15 protein-coding genes are annotated in these 17,674 nt (G+C 71.3%); 7 read left to right on the top strand and 8 right to left on the bottom strand.

The window, feature by feature from the left end:
• The coding region (locus AB0M88_RS15940) for an RICIN domain-containing protein (protein WP_364101600.1) at nucleotides 1-1,868 on the bottom strand (1,868 nt) is incomplete at its 3' end.
• A 292-nt stretch (nucleotides 1,869-2,160) separates the two neighbouring features.
• Between AB0M88_RS15940 and AB0M88_RS15935 the strand changes: the two genes are divergently transcribed.
• On the top strand, nucleotides 2,161-5,025 hold the full coding sequence (locus AB0M88_RS15935) for an AAA family ATPase (RefSeq protein ID WP_364101597.1): 2,865 nt from the start codon (nucleotides 2,161-2,163) through the stop codon (nucleotides 5,023-5,025).
• A gap of 19 nt (nucleotides 5,026-5,044) precedes the next feature.
• Complete coding sequence (locus AB0M88_RS15930) at nucleotides 5,045-5,881, top strand: AraC family transcriptional regulator (RefSeq protein WP_364101594.1); 837 nt, start codon at nucleotides 5,045-5,047, stop codon at nucleotides 5,879-5,881.
• A 17-nt stretch (nucleotides 5,882-5,898) separates the two neighbouring features.
• Here the strand turns inward: AB0M88_RS15930 and AB0M88_RS15925 are convergent, their stop codons facing one another.
• Nucleotides 5,899-6,468, bottom strand: a complete 570-nt coding sequence (locus AB0M88_RS15925; RefSeq protein ID WP_364101591.1) for a helix-turn-helix domain-containing protein — start codon at nucleotides 6,466-6,468, stop codon at nucleotides 5,899-5,901.
• Nucleotides 6,469-6,551: 83 nt separating this feature from the next.
• On the opposite strand from AB0M88_RS15925, the gene AB0M88_RS15920 reads away from it, so the two are divergent.
• The 4 genes from AB0M88_RS15920 to AB0M88_RS15905 all read left to right on the top strand — a co-directional run bounded on the left by AB0M88_RS15920 (nucleotide 6,552) and on the right by AB0M88_RS15905 (nucleotide 10,008).
• Nucleotides 6,552-7,433, top strand: coding sequence for an SDR family oxidoreductase (locus AB0M88_RS15920; RefSeq protein WP_364101588.1), 882 nt, complete (start codon nucleotides 6,552-6,554; stop codon nucleotides 7,431-7,433).
• 91 nt (nucleotides 7,434-7,524) lie between these two features.
• Complete coding sequence (locus tag AB0M88_RS15915) at nucleotides 7,525-8,364, top strand: helix-turn-helix domain-containing protein (RefSeq protein WP_364101585.1); 840 nt, start codon at nucleotides 7,525-7,527, stop codon at nucleotides 8,362-8,364.
• A 9-nt stretch (nucleotides 8,365-8,373) separates the two neighbouring features.
• A complete protein-coding gene (locus AB0M88_RS15910) occupies nucleotides 8,374-9,597 on the top strand; it encodes a GAF domain-containing SpoIIE family protein phosphatase (protein ID WP_364101582.1) in 1,224 nt (407 codons plus the stop codon).
• Between the two features lie 48 nt (nucleotides 9,598-9,645).
• Nucleotides 9,646-10,008: an ATP-binding protein gene (locus AB0M88_RS15905; RefSeq protein WP_364101579.1), complete on the top strand. Its 363-nt coding sequence runs from the start codon at nucleotides 9,646-9,648 to the stop codon at nucleotides 10,006-10,008.
• 1,599 nt (nucleotides 10,009-11,607) lie between these two features.
• On the opposite strand, the gene AB0M88_RS15900 is transcribed toward AB0M88_RS15905, so the two are convergent.
• From AB0M88_RS15900 to AB0M88_RS15875, 6 genes are all read right to left on the bottom strand, one after another.
• A complete protein-coding gene (locus AB0M88_RS15900) occupies nucleotides 11,608-11,928 on the bottom strand; it encodes a transposase family protein (RefSeq protein WP_364101617.1) in 321 nt (106 codons plus the stop codon).
• 20 nt (nucleotides 11,929-11,948) lie between these two features.
• A complete protein-coding gene (locus AB0M88_RS15895; RefSeq protein WP_364101576.1) occupies nucleotides 11,949-12,449 on the bottom strand; it encodes a hypothetical protein in 501 nt (166 codons plus the stop codon).
• Nucleotides 12,450-12,902: 453 nt separating this feature from the next.
• Complete coding sequence (locus AB0M88_RS15890; protein ID WP_364101573.1) at nucleotides 12,903-14,165, bottom strand: four-carbon acid sugar kinase family protein; 1,263 nt, start codon at nucleotides 14,163-14,165, stop codon at nucleotides 12,903-12,905.
• 2 nt (nucleotides 14,166-14,167) lie between these two features.
• A complete protein-coding gene (locus AB0M88_RS15885; protein ID WP_364101570.1) occupies nucleotides 14,168-14,914 on the bottom strand; it encodes an SDR family NAD(P)-dependent oxidoreductase in 747 nt (248 codons plus the stop codon).
• A 63-nt stretch (nucleotides 14,915-14,977) separates the two neighbouring features.
• Complete coding sequence (locus tag AB0M88_RS15880; RefSeq protein ID WP_364101567.1) at nucleotides 14,978-16,111, bottom strand: DUF993 family protein; 1,134 nt, start codon at nucleotides 16,109-16,111, stop codon at nucleotides 14,978-14,980.
• A gap of 17 nt (nucleotides 16,112-16,128) precedes the next feature.
• Complete coding sequence (locus AB0M88_RS15875) at nucleotides 16,129-17,352, bottom strand: CoA transferase (RefSeq protein ID WP_364101564.1); 1,224 nt, start codon at nucleotides 17,350-17,352, stop codon at nucleotides 16,129-16,131.
• Between the two features lie 24 nt (nucleotides 17,353-17,376).
• On the opposite strand from AB0M88_RS15875, the gene AB0M88_RS15870 reads away from it, so the two are divergent.
• Nucleotides 17,377-17,674, top strand: a 298-nt coding sequence (locus AB0M88_RS15870) for a hypothetical protein (protein ID WP_364101561.1), incomplete at its 3' end; no start/stop codon positions are given.

Here is a 17,674-nt window from a genome sequence, read left to right as displayed (position 1 = left end):
CTGGCCGTCGTCGATCGCGTGGCGCAGCTCGGCGCCGGTGCGCAGCCGGTCGAGCGCCGACTCGTGCATCGTATCTGGTTGGACGTCGCCGCACAACTCCAGATCTGCAGCTTGCTGCCGTTGACGGTGCCCTTGCCGACCACGTCCAGGCACTTGCCCGAGTTGGTGTTCACGAGTTCGCCGTTGGCGGCCAGGGACCACTGCTGCGCCCCGGAGCCGTTACAGGTGTAGAGCTGGACCGCCGCGCCGTTGGTGGTGCTCGCCGCGGCCACGTCCAGGCACTTCCCGCTCGCCGGGTTGGTGACCGCGCCGCCGTTGAGCGACCACGCCTGGTTGTCGGCGCCGGTGCAGCTCCACAGCTGGATCGGCGTCGAGTCGACGGTCGCGTGGCCGGTGATGTCGAGGCATTTGCCGCTGCCCTGCCCGACGATCGCGTGCGAGGACGGCGGCGGCAGGGTTCCGCCCGCCGGGATGGTCAGGAGCACGGCGCTTCCGGTGGGCACGCTCACCGCGTAACCGCCGGCTCCGGCGGAGACCGGGGTTCCGGAGGGTACGGCGATGGTGCCGTCGCCGCCGACCTGGGCGCCCTGCACGCGTACGTCGGACGCGCTGGAGCTCAGCGATGAGCCGGTCATCGTCACCGCCGTGGCGGTGTTGCCGCCCACCCCGCTCACCTGGACGCTGACCGGGGTTCCGCCGGGCGCGTCCTTGTCGAGCAGCATCACCCGCGTGCTGCCGTCGGCCTGGCGCACCGCGAACGCGCGCACCGAGCCGGAGGCGGTGGTCGGCAGGAACGAGCCGGTGCCCATCCGCGAGACCATCAGCATCCCGTAGTAGAGCGGCGCCGCCCCGTAGACGTTGTTCGCCTTGTCGGTCGCGCTGGCGGCGCAGATCGGCGTGTAGGTGACGCCGCAGACGTCGAGGTTGCCGTGGAAGTTCATGCCGGTGACGCCGTTCTGGGCGCCGGACAGCATGTACTCGATCCCCCACAGCGCGGACGCGTAGACGTTGCTGACCCCGGGCGTGCCGCTGCAGGCCGACGAGTTGGTCTCGTCCATCCGGAACGCCAGGCCGCGCGCGCCGGCCAGGCCGACGTCGGTGACGAACCGGTTGGAGGCGTTGGTCGCGGTCGTGCTCGACAGCAGTTGCGCGATCGTGGCCGTGCTGCCGCCACAGTTGCTCAGCGGATAGTAGTGGGCGGCCCCGAACGACAGCCGGGCCTTCTCGTCGTCGAGGAACTGGGCCGGGATGACGCCGGACCAGTTCGGGCCGATCAGCTTGGCGGTGCTGCCGACCGTGCCGGCGCAGGTCTGCCACTGCGGGTGATAGGTCGTGTAGCTGTAGCTCGGGTAGAGGTCGGGCTCGTTGCCGCACTCGATGCCGAGCAGTTGGGAGCCGAAGGCGGAGGCCGCGTACGGCACCTCGTCGGCCACGCTCGCCTGGTCGTAGTGCTTGAGGTTGACGCCGTACTCGACTTTCCAGCCGGTGGCGTTGCTCAGCGCGACGACCCGGTTGAGGGCGGTGCGGTCGACGACGTTGGTGGCCCAGGACGGCTGGGCCAGGTTGCCCGGCTGCCACCAGGTGCTGTTGTCCATCGAGTTGCCGCCGAACCGCAGGTGCCCGGCCGGGGTGAGGGTGTCGAGCAGGTGGGCGAGGTTGCCCTTGGTGCTGTCGAGCGCGGTGCCGGCGACGATCGATTCCTCGTAGGACAGGCCGAGGTAGTCGGACGGCAGCTGGCCGGACGGGTGGGTCGGGTCGACGGTGACGCTCACGGCGGCCGCAGGGGCCGCTTGGGCCGCGACGGGAGCCGAGACGACGGCCGCCGCGGTCAGGACGACGGCAGCGAAAAGGCGGGGATGGGGTCTCACAGGACCTCCGGGGAAGATATATCGAGAACCTGTCCACATGAGTGGACAGGTTCATGTCGATAGATGTCAACCACTGTAAAGAAGGTTGACCAATATCCGGAACCGGGGACGGCATCGAGCCCGGCGGGCTGGGCGCGCCGGGCTCGACTTCGGGGGGCGGCCCATGGTGACCCGCCGGAGGCTCGTTTGCGCCAGTCGAATGACCGTGATCACGCCCGGACCGCAACCCGGGGCGCGGGAACCGCAATTCCGGGCGGCCCGCCGCCGCCACCGGTCGGAAGACTTGCCAATCATGGACCGACCCGCACTGATCGGCCGGACCTCGGAGGTCGACGCCCTGCTCGACGCCGCCCCGACGCTGCTGTCGGGCGAGGCCGGCATCGGCAAGACCGCGGTGCTCGACGCGGTGGCGGCCCGGGCCCGGGCGGACGGCCGGCGGGTACTGCGGGCGGCCGGGGTCCAGTTCGAGGCCGACGTCAGCTGGTCCGGCCTGCACCAGCTGCTGTTCCCGCTGGTCGACGAGTTCCCGCCGCCCGGCGACGTGCACGGGGACGCGCTGCGGACCGCGCTCGGCCTCGGCCGCGGCCCGGCGCCGGACCGCCTGCTCGTCTCCAGCGCGGTGCTGTTGCTGATCCGGCGGGTCGCGGCCGGTCATCCGGTACTGATGATCGTGGATGACCTTCCGTGGATCGACCGGGCCAGCGCCGGGGTCCTCGGCTTCGTCGCGCGCCGGCTGGAGGGAAGCGAAGCCGGGTTCCTGGCCGCCGCCCGCAACGGCGTGGCGAGCATCGTCGCCGACGGTGGGCTCCCCCGGCGTACGCTCCCTCCTCTCGACCGTGAGTCGGCCGCCCGGCTGCTGGCCCGCCGGTTTCCCGATGTTCCCCCGATGCTGCGGCTGCAGCTGCTGCACCAGGCGAACGGCAATCCCCTCGCCCTGACCCACCTGCCGGCCGTGCTGACCCGGGCGCCGCGGGGTGGGCTGCCGGGGCTCTTCGAGGAGCGGGTGACCGCGCTGCCGCCGGAGACCCGGGCGCCCCTGCTGCTGGCGGCGCTCGGCGGCCTCGCCGACCTGCCCCTGCTCCGCCGCCGACCGCCGGGCCGGCCTCGCCCTGACGGCCCCGTGACAGGCGGCCCTGCGACAGGCGGCCTCGCGATCGGCGACGCCGCGACCGGCACCTCCACGACCGGCACCTCCACGACCGGCACCTCCCCGACCGGCAGCTCCCCGACCGGCAGCTCCCCGACCGGCAGCTCCCCGACCGGCAGCTCCACGACCGGCGACGCGGCCGAACTCGGCGACATCCTGGATGCGGCCGAGCGGGCCGGCCTGGTCACGCTCGACGGCGGCCTCACCTTCCGCCATCCCCTGATCGCCGCCGCGGTGGTCGACCTGGCCACGACCCGCGAGCGGCGGGCGGCCCACGCCGCCCTCGCCGAGATCCTCACCGCCGACCCCGAACGCCGCGCCTGGCACCTCAGCGAGGCCGCGGAAAGCCCCGACGAGCAGGTCGCGACCCAGCTGACCGTCGCCGCCCACAGCATGCTCCGGCGCGGCGACGCGGCCGGCGCGGTCGCGACCCTCACCCGGGCCGCCGACCTGACCCCCGACCCGGCCGGCCGCAGCCGCCGCCTGGCCGAGGCCGCCTACCTCGGCGCCGAGGCGGCCGGCGCGCTCGACACCGCCTCCCGGCTGCTGTCCGCCGCCCACCACACCGACCGCGCCGCCGGCGGATCGCTGCACGCCGCCGCGGCGACCGTGCAACTGCTGCTCAACGGCGACGGCGACGTCGAGACCGCGCACCGGCTGCTGGTCGCGGCGATCGAGGCGGGCGGGCACGGCTACGACGCCGGCGATCCGGCCCTGATCGACGCCCTGCACATGCTGCTCCTGCTGTGCTGGTTCACCGGCCGCCCGGAAGCCTGGCAACCCCTGCACGCGGCGATCGGGAAACTGCGCCCGGCGCCGCCCGACCTGCTCCGCGCGACCGCGGCGATCTTCGGCGACCCGGCCCGGACCGGGGCGGCCGAGGTCGCCGGGCTCGACCGGGTGCTCGACACGATCACCGACGACACCGACTCCGGCCTGATCATCCGGGCCGGCACCGCCGCGGTGTACGCCGACCGGCTGCCCCGCCTCCGGTCGGCCAACCAGCGCGTGATCGCCCTCGGCCGGGCCGGCGCCGCACCGGCCCGCCGCTATGTGGGCGCGATGATGCACCTCGGGCTCGACCACTACCTCGGCGGGCGCTGGGGCGAGGCGGCCGACCTCGCCGCGGAGGGGCTGCGGGCCTGCGACGAGCACGGATACCCGTTCTTCCGCTGGTACTTCCTCTATCAGGCCGGGCTGATCAAGGCCGTCCGCGGCGAGGAGGAACACCTGACCGACGAGCTGATCGCCTGGGCGTCGGCCCGCGGTGCGCACGGGGCCGAACTGTTCGCCTATCACCCGCGCACGCTGGCGGCGATCGGGCGGCGGGACTACGAGAGCGCGTACCGCAACGCCACCCTCCTGACACCGGCCGGCGTGCTCGCCGACCACGTGCCGCACGCGCTCTGGGTTTCCCTCGACCTGGTCGAGGCGGCCGTGCACACCGGGCGGCGGGCCGAGGCCCGGGCCCACGTCGACGCGCTGCGACGGGCGGCCCTGGACTCGCTGTCACCCCGGTTCGGGCTGCTCACCGCGGGTGCGGAGGCCCTGGTCGCGGAGGGCGACGACGCGCGGAAGCTGTTCGAGGCGGCGATCGAGCGGCCGGGCGCCGAGCGCTGGCCGTTCCACCACGCGCGGATCCGGCTGGCCTACGGCGAGCGGCTGCGCCGGGAACGGGCCGCCGCCGACTCGCGCCGCGAGTTCACCCTCGCGCTGGAGACCTTCGACCGGCTCGGCGCCGGCCCCTGGCGGGACCGGGCGGCCGCGGAACTGCGGGCCACCGGGCAGACCCGGTCCCGCGAGACCGTACGCGGACCGGCCGCCCTCACCCCGCAGGAGTGGGAGATCGCCCGTCTCGCCGGCAGCGGCCTGACCAACAAGCAGATCGCCGAACGGCTGTTCCTCTCCCACCGGACGATCGGCGACCACCTGTACCGGATCTTTCCGAAGCTGGGCATAACCACCCGGGCGGCGTTACGGGACGCGCTGACCGGCCGGACCGTCATTTGACGGAACGTATCGTTGCCGCATGGACGGCCTGCCCTCGCGACTGCTGCGGACCAGCGACAGCCTCGGCTGGACGGCGCGCGCCGAGGTCTACCGCGACCCGCCGGTGGCCCACGAGTTCAGCCGCCCGCCCACCCGCGACCTGCTGGTGGTGATGGTGACCAGCGGCCACTACCGGATCGAGAGCCGGGCCGGGCGCTCGTGGCGGGCGGCGAGCTTCCGCCCGGGCAGCGTCGGGATCACGGCACCGCAACGGCGTACGCGCCTGCGCTGGCGGGCCGAGGGCCCGCAGCCGATGGAATCTCTGCATCTCACCCTGCCCGAAGGGCTGATCGCCGACACGCTGGAGGCCTTCGGGCACACGCCGGCGACGCTGCCGGACGCGCTCGGCCTCGACGACAGCTACGTGACCGCGACGGCGGGCGCGCTGGCCCAGGCCCTGCGGGGCGACGCGCCCGCGCTCTACGCCGACACGCTCGCCCAGAGCCTGGTCGCGCACCTGGTGCACCGCTCGGTGCGGGCCGCCCGCCCGGTGCCGGCGATGCCGCTCGACATCGCCCAGGTGATCGACTACATGCACGCCCACCTGGGCGAAGAGCTCGACCTCGACCGCTTGGCGGCGGTCGCCAGGATGAGCAAGTTCCACTTCCTGCGCTCGTTCGGCGCGGCGACCGGGCTGACCCCGCACCGCTACCTGACCGCGCTGCGCGTACGCCGGGCGGCCGACCTGATGCGCACGAGCGACCTGAGCGTGCGGCAGGTCGCGTCGGCCTGCGGTTATCGCAGCGCGAGCCGGTTCGCGACCGCGTTCCGCCGCGAGCACGGGGTCACGCCGGGCCGGTTCCGCACGTCACTTTAAAGGGGACCGGACGCAGGTCAGCTCAGCGAGGCGCTTGCCGCCCGCAGCCGCTCCAGGGCGGCCAGCACGCGCGGCGCCAGGTCGTCGCGGTCGCCCTCGGACCACTCGGCGAACGCCCGCTTGAACGCGAGGACACCCAGCTCGGCCGCGAGTTCCGCGGTCGGGCCGGGCACGTCGCGGGCGGCCAGGGCGGCCGTCATCGCGGCCGCGAGGCTCACGCTCTTGAGGGCGTCCCGCTCCTGCAGTTCGGTGCTGGCGGCGATCGCCGCCTTCAGCCGGGGCGCCAGCTCCCGGTTCATCGGGCCCATCGTGCCGGCCGCGCGGACCAGGCCGGCCGCCACCGCCTCGAGCGGGCTGGCACCCGCCGGCGCCTCGGCGATGCCCTCGGCCAGCAGGCGGCTCAGCGTCTCCTGCCCGGCGACCAGCAGCTCGCGCTTGTCCGGGAAGTGCCGGAAGAACGTGCTCTTGGTGACGCCGGCCCGCTCGGCGATCTGCGCGACCGTCGTGGCGTCGTAACCCTGCTCGGTGAACAGGTCGACCGCGGCCACGACGAGGCGTTCGCGCGCACCCGGTTCCCATCGGCCCATGGACCCATCATAGGTGATGGGACTCTTGTCCCGTCAGCCTGCTACAGTGACGGGACAAGAGTCCCATCACTGAGGGAGTTCCCATGCGCGTCTTCATCACCGGCGGCACCGGCCTGATCGGCTCCGCCGTCGTCGCCGAACTCCTCGGCCACGGCCACACCGTCCTCGCGCTCGCCCGCTCCGAGGGGTCCGCGCAAGCCGCCGAGAAGGCCGGTGCCGAGCCGCTCCGGGGCGGCCTGGCCGACCTCGACGTGCTGCGCGAAGGTGTGGCCCGCGCCGACGGCGTGATCCACCTGGCCTTCGGCAACGACTTCAGCAGCGCCGAGGCGGTCGCGAACTCGGTCGCCGAGGAGACCGCCGCCCTCACGACCATGGGCGAGGAACTGGCCGGCAGCGACCGGCCCTTCGTGACGGTCTCCGGCACGCCGTGGGTGCCCGGCCGCGCCTCCACCGAGGCCGACCCGCTGCCGACCGACGGGCCGGTCGGCGGCCGCAGCCGTACGGTCCGGGCGATCCTCGACCTGGCCTCGCGGGGCGTCCGCACCTCGGCCGTACGCCTGCCGCGCACGGTCCACCGCGACGGCACCGGCGGGTTCGCCGGCCTGCTGACCACCATCGCCCGGCAGACCGGAGTCTCCGGCTACCCCGGCGACGGCGCCCAGCGCTGGCCGGCCGTGCACGCGCTCGACGCGGCCGTCCTCTTCCGGCTCGCCCTCGAACAGGCGCCGGCCGGCAGCTCCTGGCACGCCGTGGACGACGAGGGCGACCGGGTGCGCGACATCGCCGCGGTGATCGGCCGGCGGCTGGGCCTGCCGGTCCGGTCGATGCCGCAGCAGACGTACGGCCCCCTCGGCCCGATCTTCGCGACCGACCAGCCCTCGTCGAGCACCCACACCCGGCAGGCGCTCGACTGGCAGCCGAAGCACCCGGCCCTCCTCGCCGACCTGGAGAACATCCAGCCCTGACACCACAGTGGATGAACTCTGCGGCGGCCGGGCCGTTTGATGACCGGGGTGGCGCGGGACGGCGCCGCCCGGAGATCAAGGGGCGGCAAAGATGGATGCGGGGCGGACGGTTCGACTGTCGAACACCTCGGTGGTGCTGGGACTGATCCTGAAATCCGGGCCGATCAGCGTGCGCGAGATCAGCGAAGAGGCCGGGCTGAGCAAGGTGACCACGCACGCGATCCTGCAGGAACTGGGCGAACGGCAGCTGGTCGAGGTCGCCCGGCACGATCACGCGAAACGCGGACCGGCTCCGGCGTTGTACGCGGCGCGCGCCGATACGGCGTACGCGATAAGCGCGACCGTCGACGCCGAGGCCGCCGTGGCCGAATGTGTTGATCTGCTCGGCGTCAGCCGAGCCCGGGCGCGGATCACCGGCGACGACCCGGTCGGGAACGTGGTCCGGGCCATCCGGGAGGTCGAACGGCCGCCGGCCGACACGATCGTGGTGGGGCTGCCCTACGCGCTCGGCGGCGAGGCCCAGCGGCTGGTGCGCGAGCTCGGCCGGCCGGCCGACGTCCGGAGCAACGTCGAACTGGCCTGCCGCCTCGAGGCGGCGGCCCAGGAGGCGAAGACGTTCGTCTACGCCAGCCTCGACCCGGAGCCGGCGGTCGCCGCGGTCGTGGCCGGACGGATCTACACCGGCCCGACCAGTCTGCTCGCCGGGTCGACGCTGGCCGAGGTGGTCGCCACGACCTGCGCGGTGTTCGAAACGCCGCTGGTCGTCGGGGAACTCGGGGTGGCCAGCCGCGCCGGGGCGCATCCGGCCGCACACGGGGCGAGGGCCCTCGCGCTGAGCCGGCTGCGACAGACAGTGATCAGTAGATTGCCCTCCATGACCCCTCCTCACTCGGGTGTCACGGTAGGACGAGAAATCACCCACGGCCGGTAGGCTCTCGGTGTGGCGGTCTGGCGTGGGGTCCGAGATACCGAGAGGCTGCGCCGTCTCGAGGCCCTCACCGACGCCGCATTGTCCCGGCTCGACGTGTCCGACCTGCTCGACGAACTGCTCGACCGAGTGCGTGACCTGCTCGACGTCGACACCGCGGCCATCCTGCTGCTCGACCAGCACTCCGGCCAACTGGTCGCGACCGCGGCCAAAGGGCTCGAAGAGGAAGTGCGCCGCGGGTTCCGGGCGCCGGTCGGGCAGGGGTTCGCGGGCAGCATCGCGCAGAGCCGGCAGCCGCGCGTGCTGGTCGACGTGACCCCGGCCGACGTGATCAACCCGGTGCTGATCGAAAAAGGCATCCGCTCGCTGCTCGGAGTGCCGATCTTCGCGGCCGGCGAGGTCGTCGGGGTGCTGCACGTCGGCACGACCGCCCAGCGGCGGTTCACCGACGACGACATCCTGCTGCTCCAGGCCGCGGCCGACCGAGCCGGGGTGGCCGGCCAGGTCCGCTCCCGCAAGATCGAGCAGGCGGCCGCGGTCGCCCTCCAGCGCAGCCTGCTGCCCAACCGGCTCCCGGCGGTGCCCGGTGTGCTGCTCGCCGCCCGATATGTGCCCGGCCACGAGTTCGGCGTCGGCGGCGACTGGTACGACGTCTTCAGCCTCCCCTCCGGCCGCCTCGGCATGGTCATCGGCGACGTCTCCGGCCACGGGCTCGCCTCGGCGGTGGTGATGGGCCGCATCCGCAGCGCCCTACGCGCCTACGCACTGACCACCGATGACCCGGCCGAGGTCATGACCCTGCTCGACCGCAAGGTCCACCACTTCGAGGCGGGCTCGCTGACCACCGCGATCTATGCGACCGTCTCCGCCGACCGCACGACGATGACCGTCTCCTCGGCCGGCCACCTGCCACCCGTACTGGCCGCGCCCGGCCACCCGGCCCGGCTGGCCGACATCCCGGTCGACCCTCCCCTGGGCACCGGCCTGGCCCACCGTCCCCGGCGCAGCACCCAGATCGAGCTGCCCGAGGGCGCACTGCTGCTCTGCTACACCGACGGCCTGGTCGAACGGCGCGACCAGCCCATCGACGTCGGCCTCGGCGCACTGACCGCCCTGGTCACCGCCGACGACCCGGAACAGGTCTGCACCACGGTCATGACCTCCCTCGGCAGCGATCAACCCGGCGACGACGTCGCCTTGCTGGCGATGCACCGCCACCCCTTCGGTACGCGGTAATCCGTTCGAGTGGCGTAGCCCGAAGTAACGGGGGTATGAACGGTCGTCATGGAAGCCCTGCGCCTACCTTTCTCCCAGGCGGAGGACAGCGCGGCGATACGGCAGTCCGCCACCGAACTCCTCGCCGGCCAGCCCGCCGAAACCGTGCAGGACGTCCTCCTGGTCATCACCGAACTGATCGACAACGTCGTCCAGCACACCGAGGGCGGCGGCGAACTCCACGTCCGCCGCGACGACGCCCAGGTCTGGGTCGAGGTTCACGACCACAGCCGCGTCTTCCCCCAGCTCCAGCGCGCCGACCCACGCCGGCCGGGCGGCCGGGGCCTGCTGCTGGTCTCGGCGGTCTCCGAACGGTGGGGCAGCAAGCCCACCCCCGACGGCAAGCTGGTGTGGGCGGTCTTCCTCTCCTAGTCGACCCTCTCCGGTGATTCATGGGGCATCGGGACCCTTCCGCACGCCGGTGGACGCAACCCGCACGGTTCATCGTGGCGGCCGAGCACGGCGATGGCCGCGGCCCGCCGGACGCCGACACCGCGGACTTAGCTCACCGCTGCCGACCACTCACCGGCACCTGCCGCGCTTCCCGCACCTTTCTCCCCCAGCGTGCCCAGCTTCGCCGAATAGCCAGCTCGCAGCCCGCCATCCGCTTCGGGGCATCACCCACGCGGTTGTCGGCCGTGCAGCGACGGCGCCCTTCGCGAGGCCTCACGTCCGGCCCGTAGACCTCGTTCGCTGCACCAGCATGCCCCCTGATGGCGGTGAGCCCTGGCACGCCGAGTCCGGCCGGGCTCCCAAGCATCAGCCCCTCGCGGCGGCATCCCGGGGAAGATCGACATCAGCTTGCGTCACTCGGCCCACCCGACGCGGAACACGTTTTCGAATGGCCGAGAATTGGCATGTCCGGTCGCTTACCGGCGACGACGAATCCCCGGGACAATAGAGCCATGCAGCAAATGGGGCTCTTCACCGCAGCGGAAGTCACCGCTATGCGTGACCGCACCAGACGCCGCAACTATTCGCCCCAGGCCGAGGCATTCCGCCGCGATCACGAAAAGCGCCGAGCCTTCGGACTGAAACAACGCCACGCACTGCGCGAGCGCCGCTTGCGCGACGGCGAACCCGTGTCGCACAACGGATTCCTCGTGCACCGCCATCCCGCCGCGCCGGCCGGCACCGACCCTCAGCCCGCCACCGCGCGGACAGCGAGGGCGTTTCCCGCAACGCCAGACTCGACCGAGCCCGCCGCAGCCCCCACCTGCCCATCGGCAATGGCCACCAGCGCGGCAACGCCTCGAACCCCGCCCACCGGAGGTTCGGGTGGATCGACCGCTGGCACACCCGGGCCCGCAGCAGGCACAGCGGCAGACACTGCTCCGCTTGCGGCAGCCGCAGGGCAATCACCAGCCAACCCCGCCCCGCTGAGAGCAGCTGGTCGTCGACCAGCAGCAGAAGCTATCCGACCTGCCGCAGGCAGCGCTCCGCTTACGGCGGACGCCGGTCGACCAGCGGCGAACGCCGCCCAACCGGTGCCGAGCCTGACCAAATCAATAGCCGGACCTCGATCTCACGACGACGAAAGCGCCCGAGCGCCACGAGCAAGTCTGTTCGCCAACCGCGAGCCGCACCCCAACCTGAAGCCCAGCACCAGCACCAGCACCAGCACAACCGACCCCCTCAACGCAGGGAGTCGCCCCAACCCGAAGCCGAGCGCCCAGCACAACTGGGCCCGCCCACCCCGCCCGCCGCACCTCAACCCGAAGTCGAGCGCAAAGCGGAAGAGGCCCGCCAACCCACCTGCCGCACCCCATCACGAAGCCGAGCGCAAGTGCACGGGCCCGCCAACCCACGAGCCGCCCATCCCGCCGGCCGCACCCCAACCCCGAACCCGAGCCCCCAGCGCAACCAGCCCACCAGCCGCACCCATCACGAGGCCGAGCGCCAAGCGCAACCGGTCAGACACCGGCGCGAGCAGCCCGCCCAGCCCACTGTCTGCGGATCACTGACGTGATCTCAGCAAGATTCGCTGAGGTAGCGGTACTCGAAATGGGTGAGATGTAGGGCTGCCGCGACGACGTCACCGATTTTTCGCGGGCTGATCGTGCTGTGCCGCAGAGTTTTCCAGCGGCTGACCAGGATGGCGAAGCCGCGTTCTCCTTGCCAGCGCAGGCCGCGCAGGAGCCGGTTGACGCTGCGGTTCGCGACGGCGAGGGGTTTGCCGTCGGCTGGCTGCTTGGTCGGGGTCTTGATGCCGTGACCTGCTCCTTCGTAGCCGGAGTCGGCCAGGGTGGGCAGGTCGAGTTCGGCCGCGGCCCAGTTCGGTGCGGCGGTGATATCGAGGTTTCGGGCGCAGGTCAGGTCGTGCAGATGCCGGGCATTGCGTCGGCGGTCCAGATCGGAAGGCCGTTCGGGAGCATGATCGCTTGAATGTTCGCGCCGAAGTCACGGTGCTTTCCCGAATACCAGGCGTCGATGCTGTCACCCTTGACGCTCGCGACGGTTTCGCTGACCCGGTCGCAGTCGAAGAGTTTGCCGTCGAGGATGACGAACGACCAGCCGTCGTCGGCGGCCCGCTGCAACGCCTCGTGCAGATCAGGCCGGCGCGCCGCCAGGACCGTGATGCCTTCGTCGAGGTAGCGGTAGGCGGTGGCTCGGGAGATGCCGAACCCGGCGCCCAACAACGTCGCGTCCTCTTGTTTACGGAACCAGATGATGATCAGAAGCGCCTGGTAGAAGCAGGTCAACGCCCGCGTGCCCCGGCGCGTACCGAGAGCCCGGCGTTCCGCGGCCCAGAGCCGTGCGAGGTGACGCACGAGTTCCCTGGGCACGTCGAGCATGGCAGAATACGCGATCACGTGGAGCCCTCTCGACGACCTGTTTCCTTCGCAAGAACTGGTCTATTGATGGCTCCACGCCTATATCCAGCACCATCCGGTATCGAAGCATTTGCCCGTGTCGTACCGGATCAGGCACCCTTCCTTGCTGAGATCACGTCACTGTCACCACCGAACCCGGACACTGGCCCCCGCCCCGCCGCCGGCAATCACAGCTCATCCGGCTGCGACCGGCCAGATCTGGCGAACCCGCGCGGGGCCACCACCGCCCACACACCATTCAACGCGACAATTCCGCCACGTGCTATTCACAATCAGTCCTCGGCATTCGACCCTTACGAAGACACGCGCCGGAAAATGGCTCGGGAAACGCGATCTTATCAGCAGATCCGGGAACCGGGTTCACCCGTTAAAGCTCCGCTTCAGCGGCGTAAACCGGCAACGAGGGCCCAGGGCGAAGAGCTCGGGACTCCGTCATTCACGGTCGGGGAGCAGGCCCGGCGGCAGTGCCGAGATGACGTCGACCAAGGTGTCGCGGCCGCCGACGTTGCCGGGGACGACCACCTGGAGCCTTCCGTCGGTGTAGTCCCAGACCGAGATGCCGGCCGCCAGCTGGCCGCGGACTCGGGCCCGGGTTGCTCCCAGCGCCGTGCGGGCCACCTCGGCCGAGGTGATGCCGCCCTTGGAGACGACCGTGCCGACCGTGCCGATCACCGCTCCGGCCGCGGTCATCAGGGCCCGGTTGACCAGTTCGCCGTGGGAGAGGGAGTCGTGGGTGGCGCGGCGGATGCGTTCGGTGCTGAGTGTGGCGAAGCCGTGTTCTCGCAGTTCGTCGGTGAGGAGGGTGGCGGCGTGGCGTCCGGCCGCCAGCGGGTCGGCCAGGGCGGCGGCGGTGGGGATTTCGACCGGTTTGCGGCCCAGGCGGTCGGTCAGGGCCTCCAGTTGGGCGGTTGCCGCCGACGTGTGGGAGCCGCAGACGATCAGGACGCCGGGGCGGGTGGCGGTCAGGGGGCGGGTGAGGTAGGCGTGGCTCAGGCAGCCGGCGCAGATGGCGGCCAGGGTGGCGCCGCAGCGGACCACGATGTCGCTGCGGCCGGTCAGGGCCGAGCGGAGTCCGGCGTGGATCAGCTCGATGTCGGCGTCGGTGGCGGCGTCCGGGAGGACGAACTCGCCGGGGCCGGCGGCGAGCAGGGCGGCCGCTACGGCTTCGCCTCCGCTTGACCGCAGATCCTTCAACGGGACCGGCAGGCCGCGGCGGTCACCCTTTTCCCGTACGTACGAGACCAGGTTGGAGCTTCGATAGCCGAACACGGGGTCCTGGGCGAATTCGGTCTCGCCGACCGGGGTGTCCACGCCGTCGATCACGACGCGGTGCACCGAATCGACGGTGGTGCGGCCGCCCTGGGGGAAGGCCGGCACGAACAGAATCGAGCCGGTCGCGCCCGCGAAGACGTCGGATTCGGCGAACACGTGGCCGCGCAGCGTCGAGTCGCCGCGGAGCACCGGGAGGATCGGCTGCCCGAGCGCCTTCGAGGCGTCGGCGAGTTGTGACCGCGTACGGAAAGCAAGCGCGACGGCCTCGGCCGGCGCAACCGCCCGGGAGTTGGTTTGCAGATAGACGCCCGGCTGGACGCGGAGGGCCTCCACCAGGGCGGCCGTGTCCCAGTCGAGCAGCACGGTCACCCCGGTGGCGGACTGGGTGCCGGTGGGGTCGTCGTCGAGAACGGCAGTCAGCATGATCAGTGGAGGTGGGATCCACCGTTGACGTCGATCGTCGCCCCGGTGAGGTAGGAGGAGTCGGGCGAGGCCAGGAAGACGATCACCCCGGCGACGTCGTCGGGGGTGGCGAGCCGGCCGACCAGGGTGGTCTTGGCGAGCTCGGCCTTGCGGTCCTCGGTCATCGCGCCGTGGGTGATGTCGGTGTCGACCATGCTCGGGGCGACCGCGTTGATCGTGATGCCGGTGCCTTCGAGTTCGCGGGCGAGCGTCTTGGTGAGGCCGAGGATCGCCGCTTTGCTGGCCGAGTAGTGCGAGGCGCCGAAGACGCCGCCGCCGCGCTGCCCGGACACCGAGGACATCGTGATGATGCGTCCCTCGTTGCGTTCCCGCAGGCCGGGCAGGACCGCCTGAGTCACCAGGAACGTGCCCCGCACGTTGACCGCGAAGACCCGTTCCCACTCCTGGAGCGTGATGTTCTCGAAGCGGGTCGGCGCCGAGATGCCGGCGATGTTGGCCAGCACGGTGATCGGGGGCAGCGCGTTGGTCACCGCCTGCACGGCCTCGTTGACCGACGCCTGGTCGGTGACGTCGACGTAGGCCGAGAAGACGGCCGGGCTGCCGGCGTCCTTGGCCTCGCGGGCGGTGTCCTCGGCCGCGTCTGCGTCGATGTCGAGGACCGCGACCGGCCGGCCGAGCGCGGCGAACCGGAGGGCGGTGGCGCGGCCGATGCCGCGCTTGGAGCCGCCGCCGGCGATGAGGATCGTCATGTTTCTCCCTGTCAGATTGCGAGCCCGTCAGATTCCGAGCCTGTCAGATTTCGAGGAGCAGGCTCATATTTCGAGCAGCAGGCTCATGCGGTGGGCGGCCAGCGCCGGGTCGGGGAAGAGCCCGAGCTCGTCGGTGAGCACGAACAGGTCGACGAGGTGCCGCAGCGAGCGCATGCCCTCGCGGCCGGACACCATCCGGAAGTGGTCCTGGTGGCCGGAGAGCCAGGCGACGAAGACGGTGCCAACCTTGTAGCGTTCGGCCGGCGCCTCGAACATCTTGGTCGCCATCGGGATCGACCGGTTCATGATCTCGGTGAACGCGTCCTCGTCGTTCTTGTCGAGCGCGGCGAAACCCGACGAGGCGATCGGCGCGATCGGGTCGAGGACGCCGAGCAGCCCGTGGCTGTGGTGCTCGCCGTCGCCGCGGAGCAACTCGGTGTAGCCGTAGTCGTCACCGGTGAGAACCTTGACCCCGGCCGGCAGCCGGCGCCGGAACTCCTTCTCCAGCTCCTCGTCGAGCAGGCTGAACTTGATGCCCATGAGGTGGTCTTTGTTGTCGCGAGCCATCTGCACGACGACGTCCATGGCTTTTCGTGGATCGTCATGACCCCAGTAGCCACGAAGGGTGGGGTCGAAGCCGGTGCCGAGCCAGTGCACGATCGCGGGCTTGGCGGCCTTTTTGAGTACGGTGCGGTAAACGTCGAGATAGTCGTCGGCGCTTTCCGCCGCGGCGACCAGCGCGTGGCTGGCCCTTATCACCGCCGCACTCCCCTGCGCCTGAATGAACTCCAGCTGCTCCAGATAGGCGTCGACAATTTCGCCTTTGCCGGCATTCTCCCCGACCTGATCACTACCCGCTCCGGCGACGACGGCCGCACCCTTGTCGAGGGCCGCCTTCACGCCGAGCTTGATCAGCTGCTGGGCCTGTGACCAGTCGAGACCGCCGGGCCCGCGCTCGGAGGTGTCCATCGCCTCGGCGATCCCGATGCCGTAACCGAACAGGTGCTCGCGGAAGGCGATCGTCGCTTCCCAATCGACCGGCGGCTTTACCCCCGGCGTGTAGTCGGCTTTCGCGTCGGCGACGACATGGGCGGCCGCGTAGACCGAACGCGACGTGAACGGGGCCGGGTGGCGCGGATAGTCGATCGGCTCGTGCATGATGTGCCTGCCGCTGGGCAGCGCGATTTCTATGGACATCGGTCACCTTTCCGGAATTACCAGGCGGCGGGTGATTCGGAACCGACGATCCCTCGCTCTTTGAGCTCGGCGATCTCCTTTTCCGTACGCCCGAGCCGGCGCAGAATCTCGTCGTTGTGCTGACCGACCGTCGGAGGAATGAGCCGCAGTTCGGCCGGGGTATCGCTGAGCTTGACCGGCATCCCGACGACTTTGACCTCGCCGACCCCGGGCACCTCGGCACTGAGCACCATCTCGTTGTGCCGCACCTGCGGGTCCTCGAACAGCGCGTCGTAGTCGTTGACCGGCGCCACGAGGACGTCCTCGGCCTCGAACCGCGTCCTCGCCTCGTCCCAGGTGAGCTTCCGTATCCCGGCCGCCACCAGGTCCCGCGTCTCCTCGGCATGAGCCAGCAGCCCTTCCGTCGTCTGGAAACGCGGGTCGTCGGCCTCGTCCAGGCGAAGCGCCCGCGCGGTGCGCTTCCACGGCTCGCTCACATAGAACTCGCCGATCAGCACCAGCCAGCGGTGGTCGGCCGTCTGGTAATAGCCGTACAGCGCGGTGTTGTGCGCGTGGGCGAGGTTCTTCGGCGGCCGCGGGAACGTCCGGCCGGTGTTGAGGTAGGAGGCGGCCTCCTGCAGATGGGTCGCCACGGCCGCGTTGAGCAGACAGGAGTCGACGACCTGCCCGCGGCCGGTGTGCTGCCGGGCGGCGAGGGCGATCATCATGCCCTGGGCGAACTGCATCGACGCGATGTAGTCGATCAGAAACGTGCCGGTCGGCATCGGCCCGCCGTCGGCCGTCCCGGTGAGAGCCATCAGGCCGCTGAGGGCCTGGGCGGCGAGGTCCTGCCCGCGGAGTTGGGCGTACGGTCCGGTCTGCCCGTACCCGGACGCGTAGGCGACGATGATCCGCGGGTTGATCGCGGCGAGGGTCTCCCACCCGAGCCCGAGCCGGTCCATCACCCCCGGCCGGAAGTTGCTGGCCACAATGTCGGCGTCCCGGGCCAGCTCGTGAATGAGCGCGATACCGTCCGGACTCTTGAGGTCGACACTGATGCTCTTCTTGTTCCGGTTGGTGGCCGACCAGTGCGGGCTGTATCCCCCGGCCAGCGTAGGCTCCTGCCGCCGCCCAATCTCCCCGGCGCCGATCCGCTCCACCTTGATCACCTCAGCGCCGAAGTCGGCCAGCACCTGAGTGCCCGAGGGCCCCTGCTCCAGTTGCGTGAAGTCCAGAATCCGCACACCTTCGAACGCCGTCATCGCGACCTCCTCGGCTGGCTTTCATTGAACGGAAGGCTTTCCCCGAGCGGCGAGCTCCTGCGGGATGACGAGTGCTCACCGGGCGTCCCGCTTCCGTTGAGCGCGGCGCTCTCGCTGAACGGCGACTTCTCACGGGGTGGCACGGTCTCGCTGGGCGTCCCGCTTCCGCTGGACGGCGCACTCTCGCCGGACGGCGAACTCTCGCCGGGCGTCACGCTTTCGCTGATCCGCAAGCTTTCCCTGAGCGTCGCGCTCTCACCCGGCGGCACGCTCACGCCAGGCGTCGCGCTCTCACCCAACGACACGCTCACGCCAGGCGTCG

Origin of the sequence: Actinoplanes sp. NPDC051411 (assembly GCF_040682075.1) — a bacterium.
Taxonomy (GTDB): Bacteria; Actinomycetota; Actinomycetes; order Mycobacteriales; family Micromonosporaceae; genus Actinoplanes.
This window is presented reverse-complemented; position numbering and strand designations above follow the sequence as displayed.

Bases quoted from the DNA above. Each gene is read 5' to 3' on its own strand.
- AB0M88_RS15885 (WP_364101570.1), bottom strand. From the start codon at position 14,914: ATGACGATCCTCATCGCCGGCGGCGGCTCCAAGCGCGGCATCGGCCGC.
- AB0M88_RS15925 (WP_364101591.1), bottom strand. From the start codon at position 6,468: ATGGGCCGATGGGAACCGGGTGCGCGCGAACGCCTCGTCGTGGCCGCG.
- AB0M88_RS15915 (WP_364101585.1), top strand. From the start codon at position 7,525: ATGGATGCGGGGCGGACGGTTCGACTGTCGAACACCTCGGTGGTGCTG.
- AB0M88_RS15920 (WP_364101588.1), top strand. From the start codon at position 6,552: ATGCGCGTCTTCATCACCGGCGGCACCGGCCTGATCGGCTCCGCCGTC.
- AB0M88_RS15880 (WP_364101567.1), bottom strand. From the start codon at position 16,111: ATGTCCATAGAAATCGCGCTGCCCAGCGGCAGGCACATCATGCACGAG.
- AB0M88_RS15890 (WP_364101573.1), bottom strand. From the start codon at position 14,165: ATGCTGACTGCCGTTCTCGACGACGACCCCACCGGCACCCAGTCCGCC.
- AB0M88_RS15905 (WP_364101579.1), top strand. From the start codon at position 9,646: ATGGAAGCCCTGCGCCTACCTTTCTCCCAGGCGGAGGACAGCGCGGCG.
- AB0M88_RS15875 (WP_364101564.1), bottom strand. From the start codon at position 17,352: ATGACGGCGTTCGAAGGTGTGCGGATTCTGGACTTCACGCAACTGGAG.
- AB0M88_RS15930 (WP_364101594.1), top strand. From the start codon at position 5,045: ATGGACGGCCTGCCCTCGCGACTGCTGCGGACCAGCGACAGCCTCGGC.
- AB0M88_RS15935 (WP_364101597.1), top strand. From the start codon at position 2,161: ATGGACCGACCCGCACTGATCGGCCGGACCTCGGAGGTCGACGCCCTG.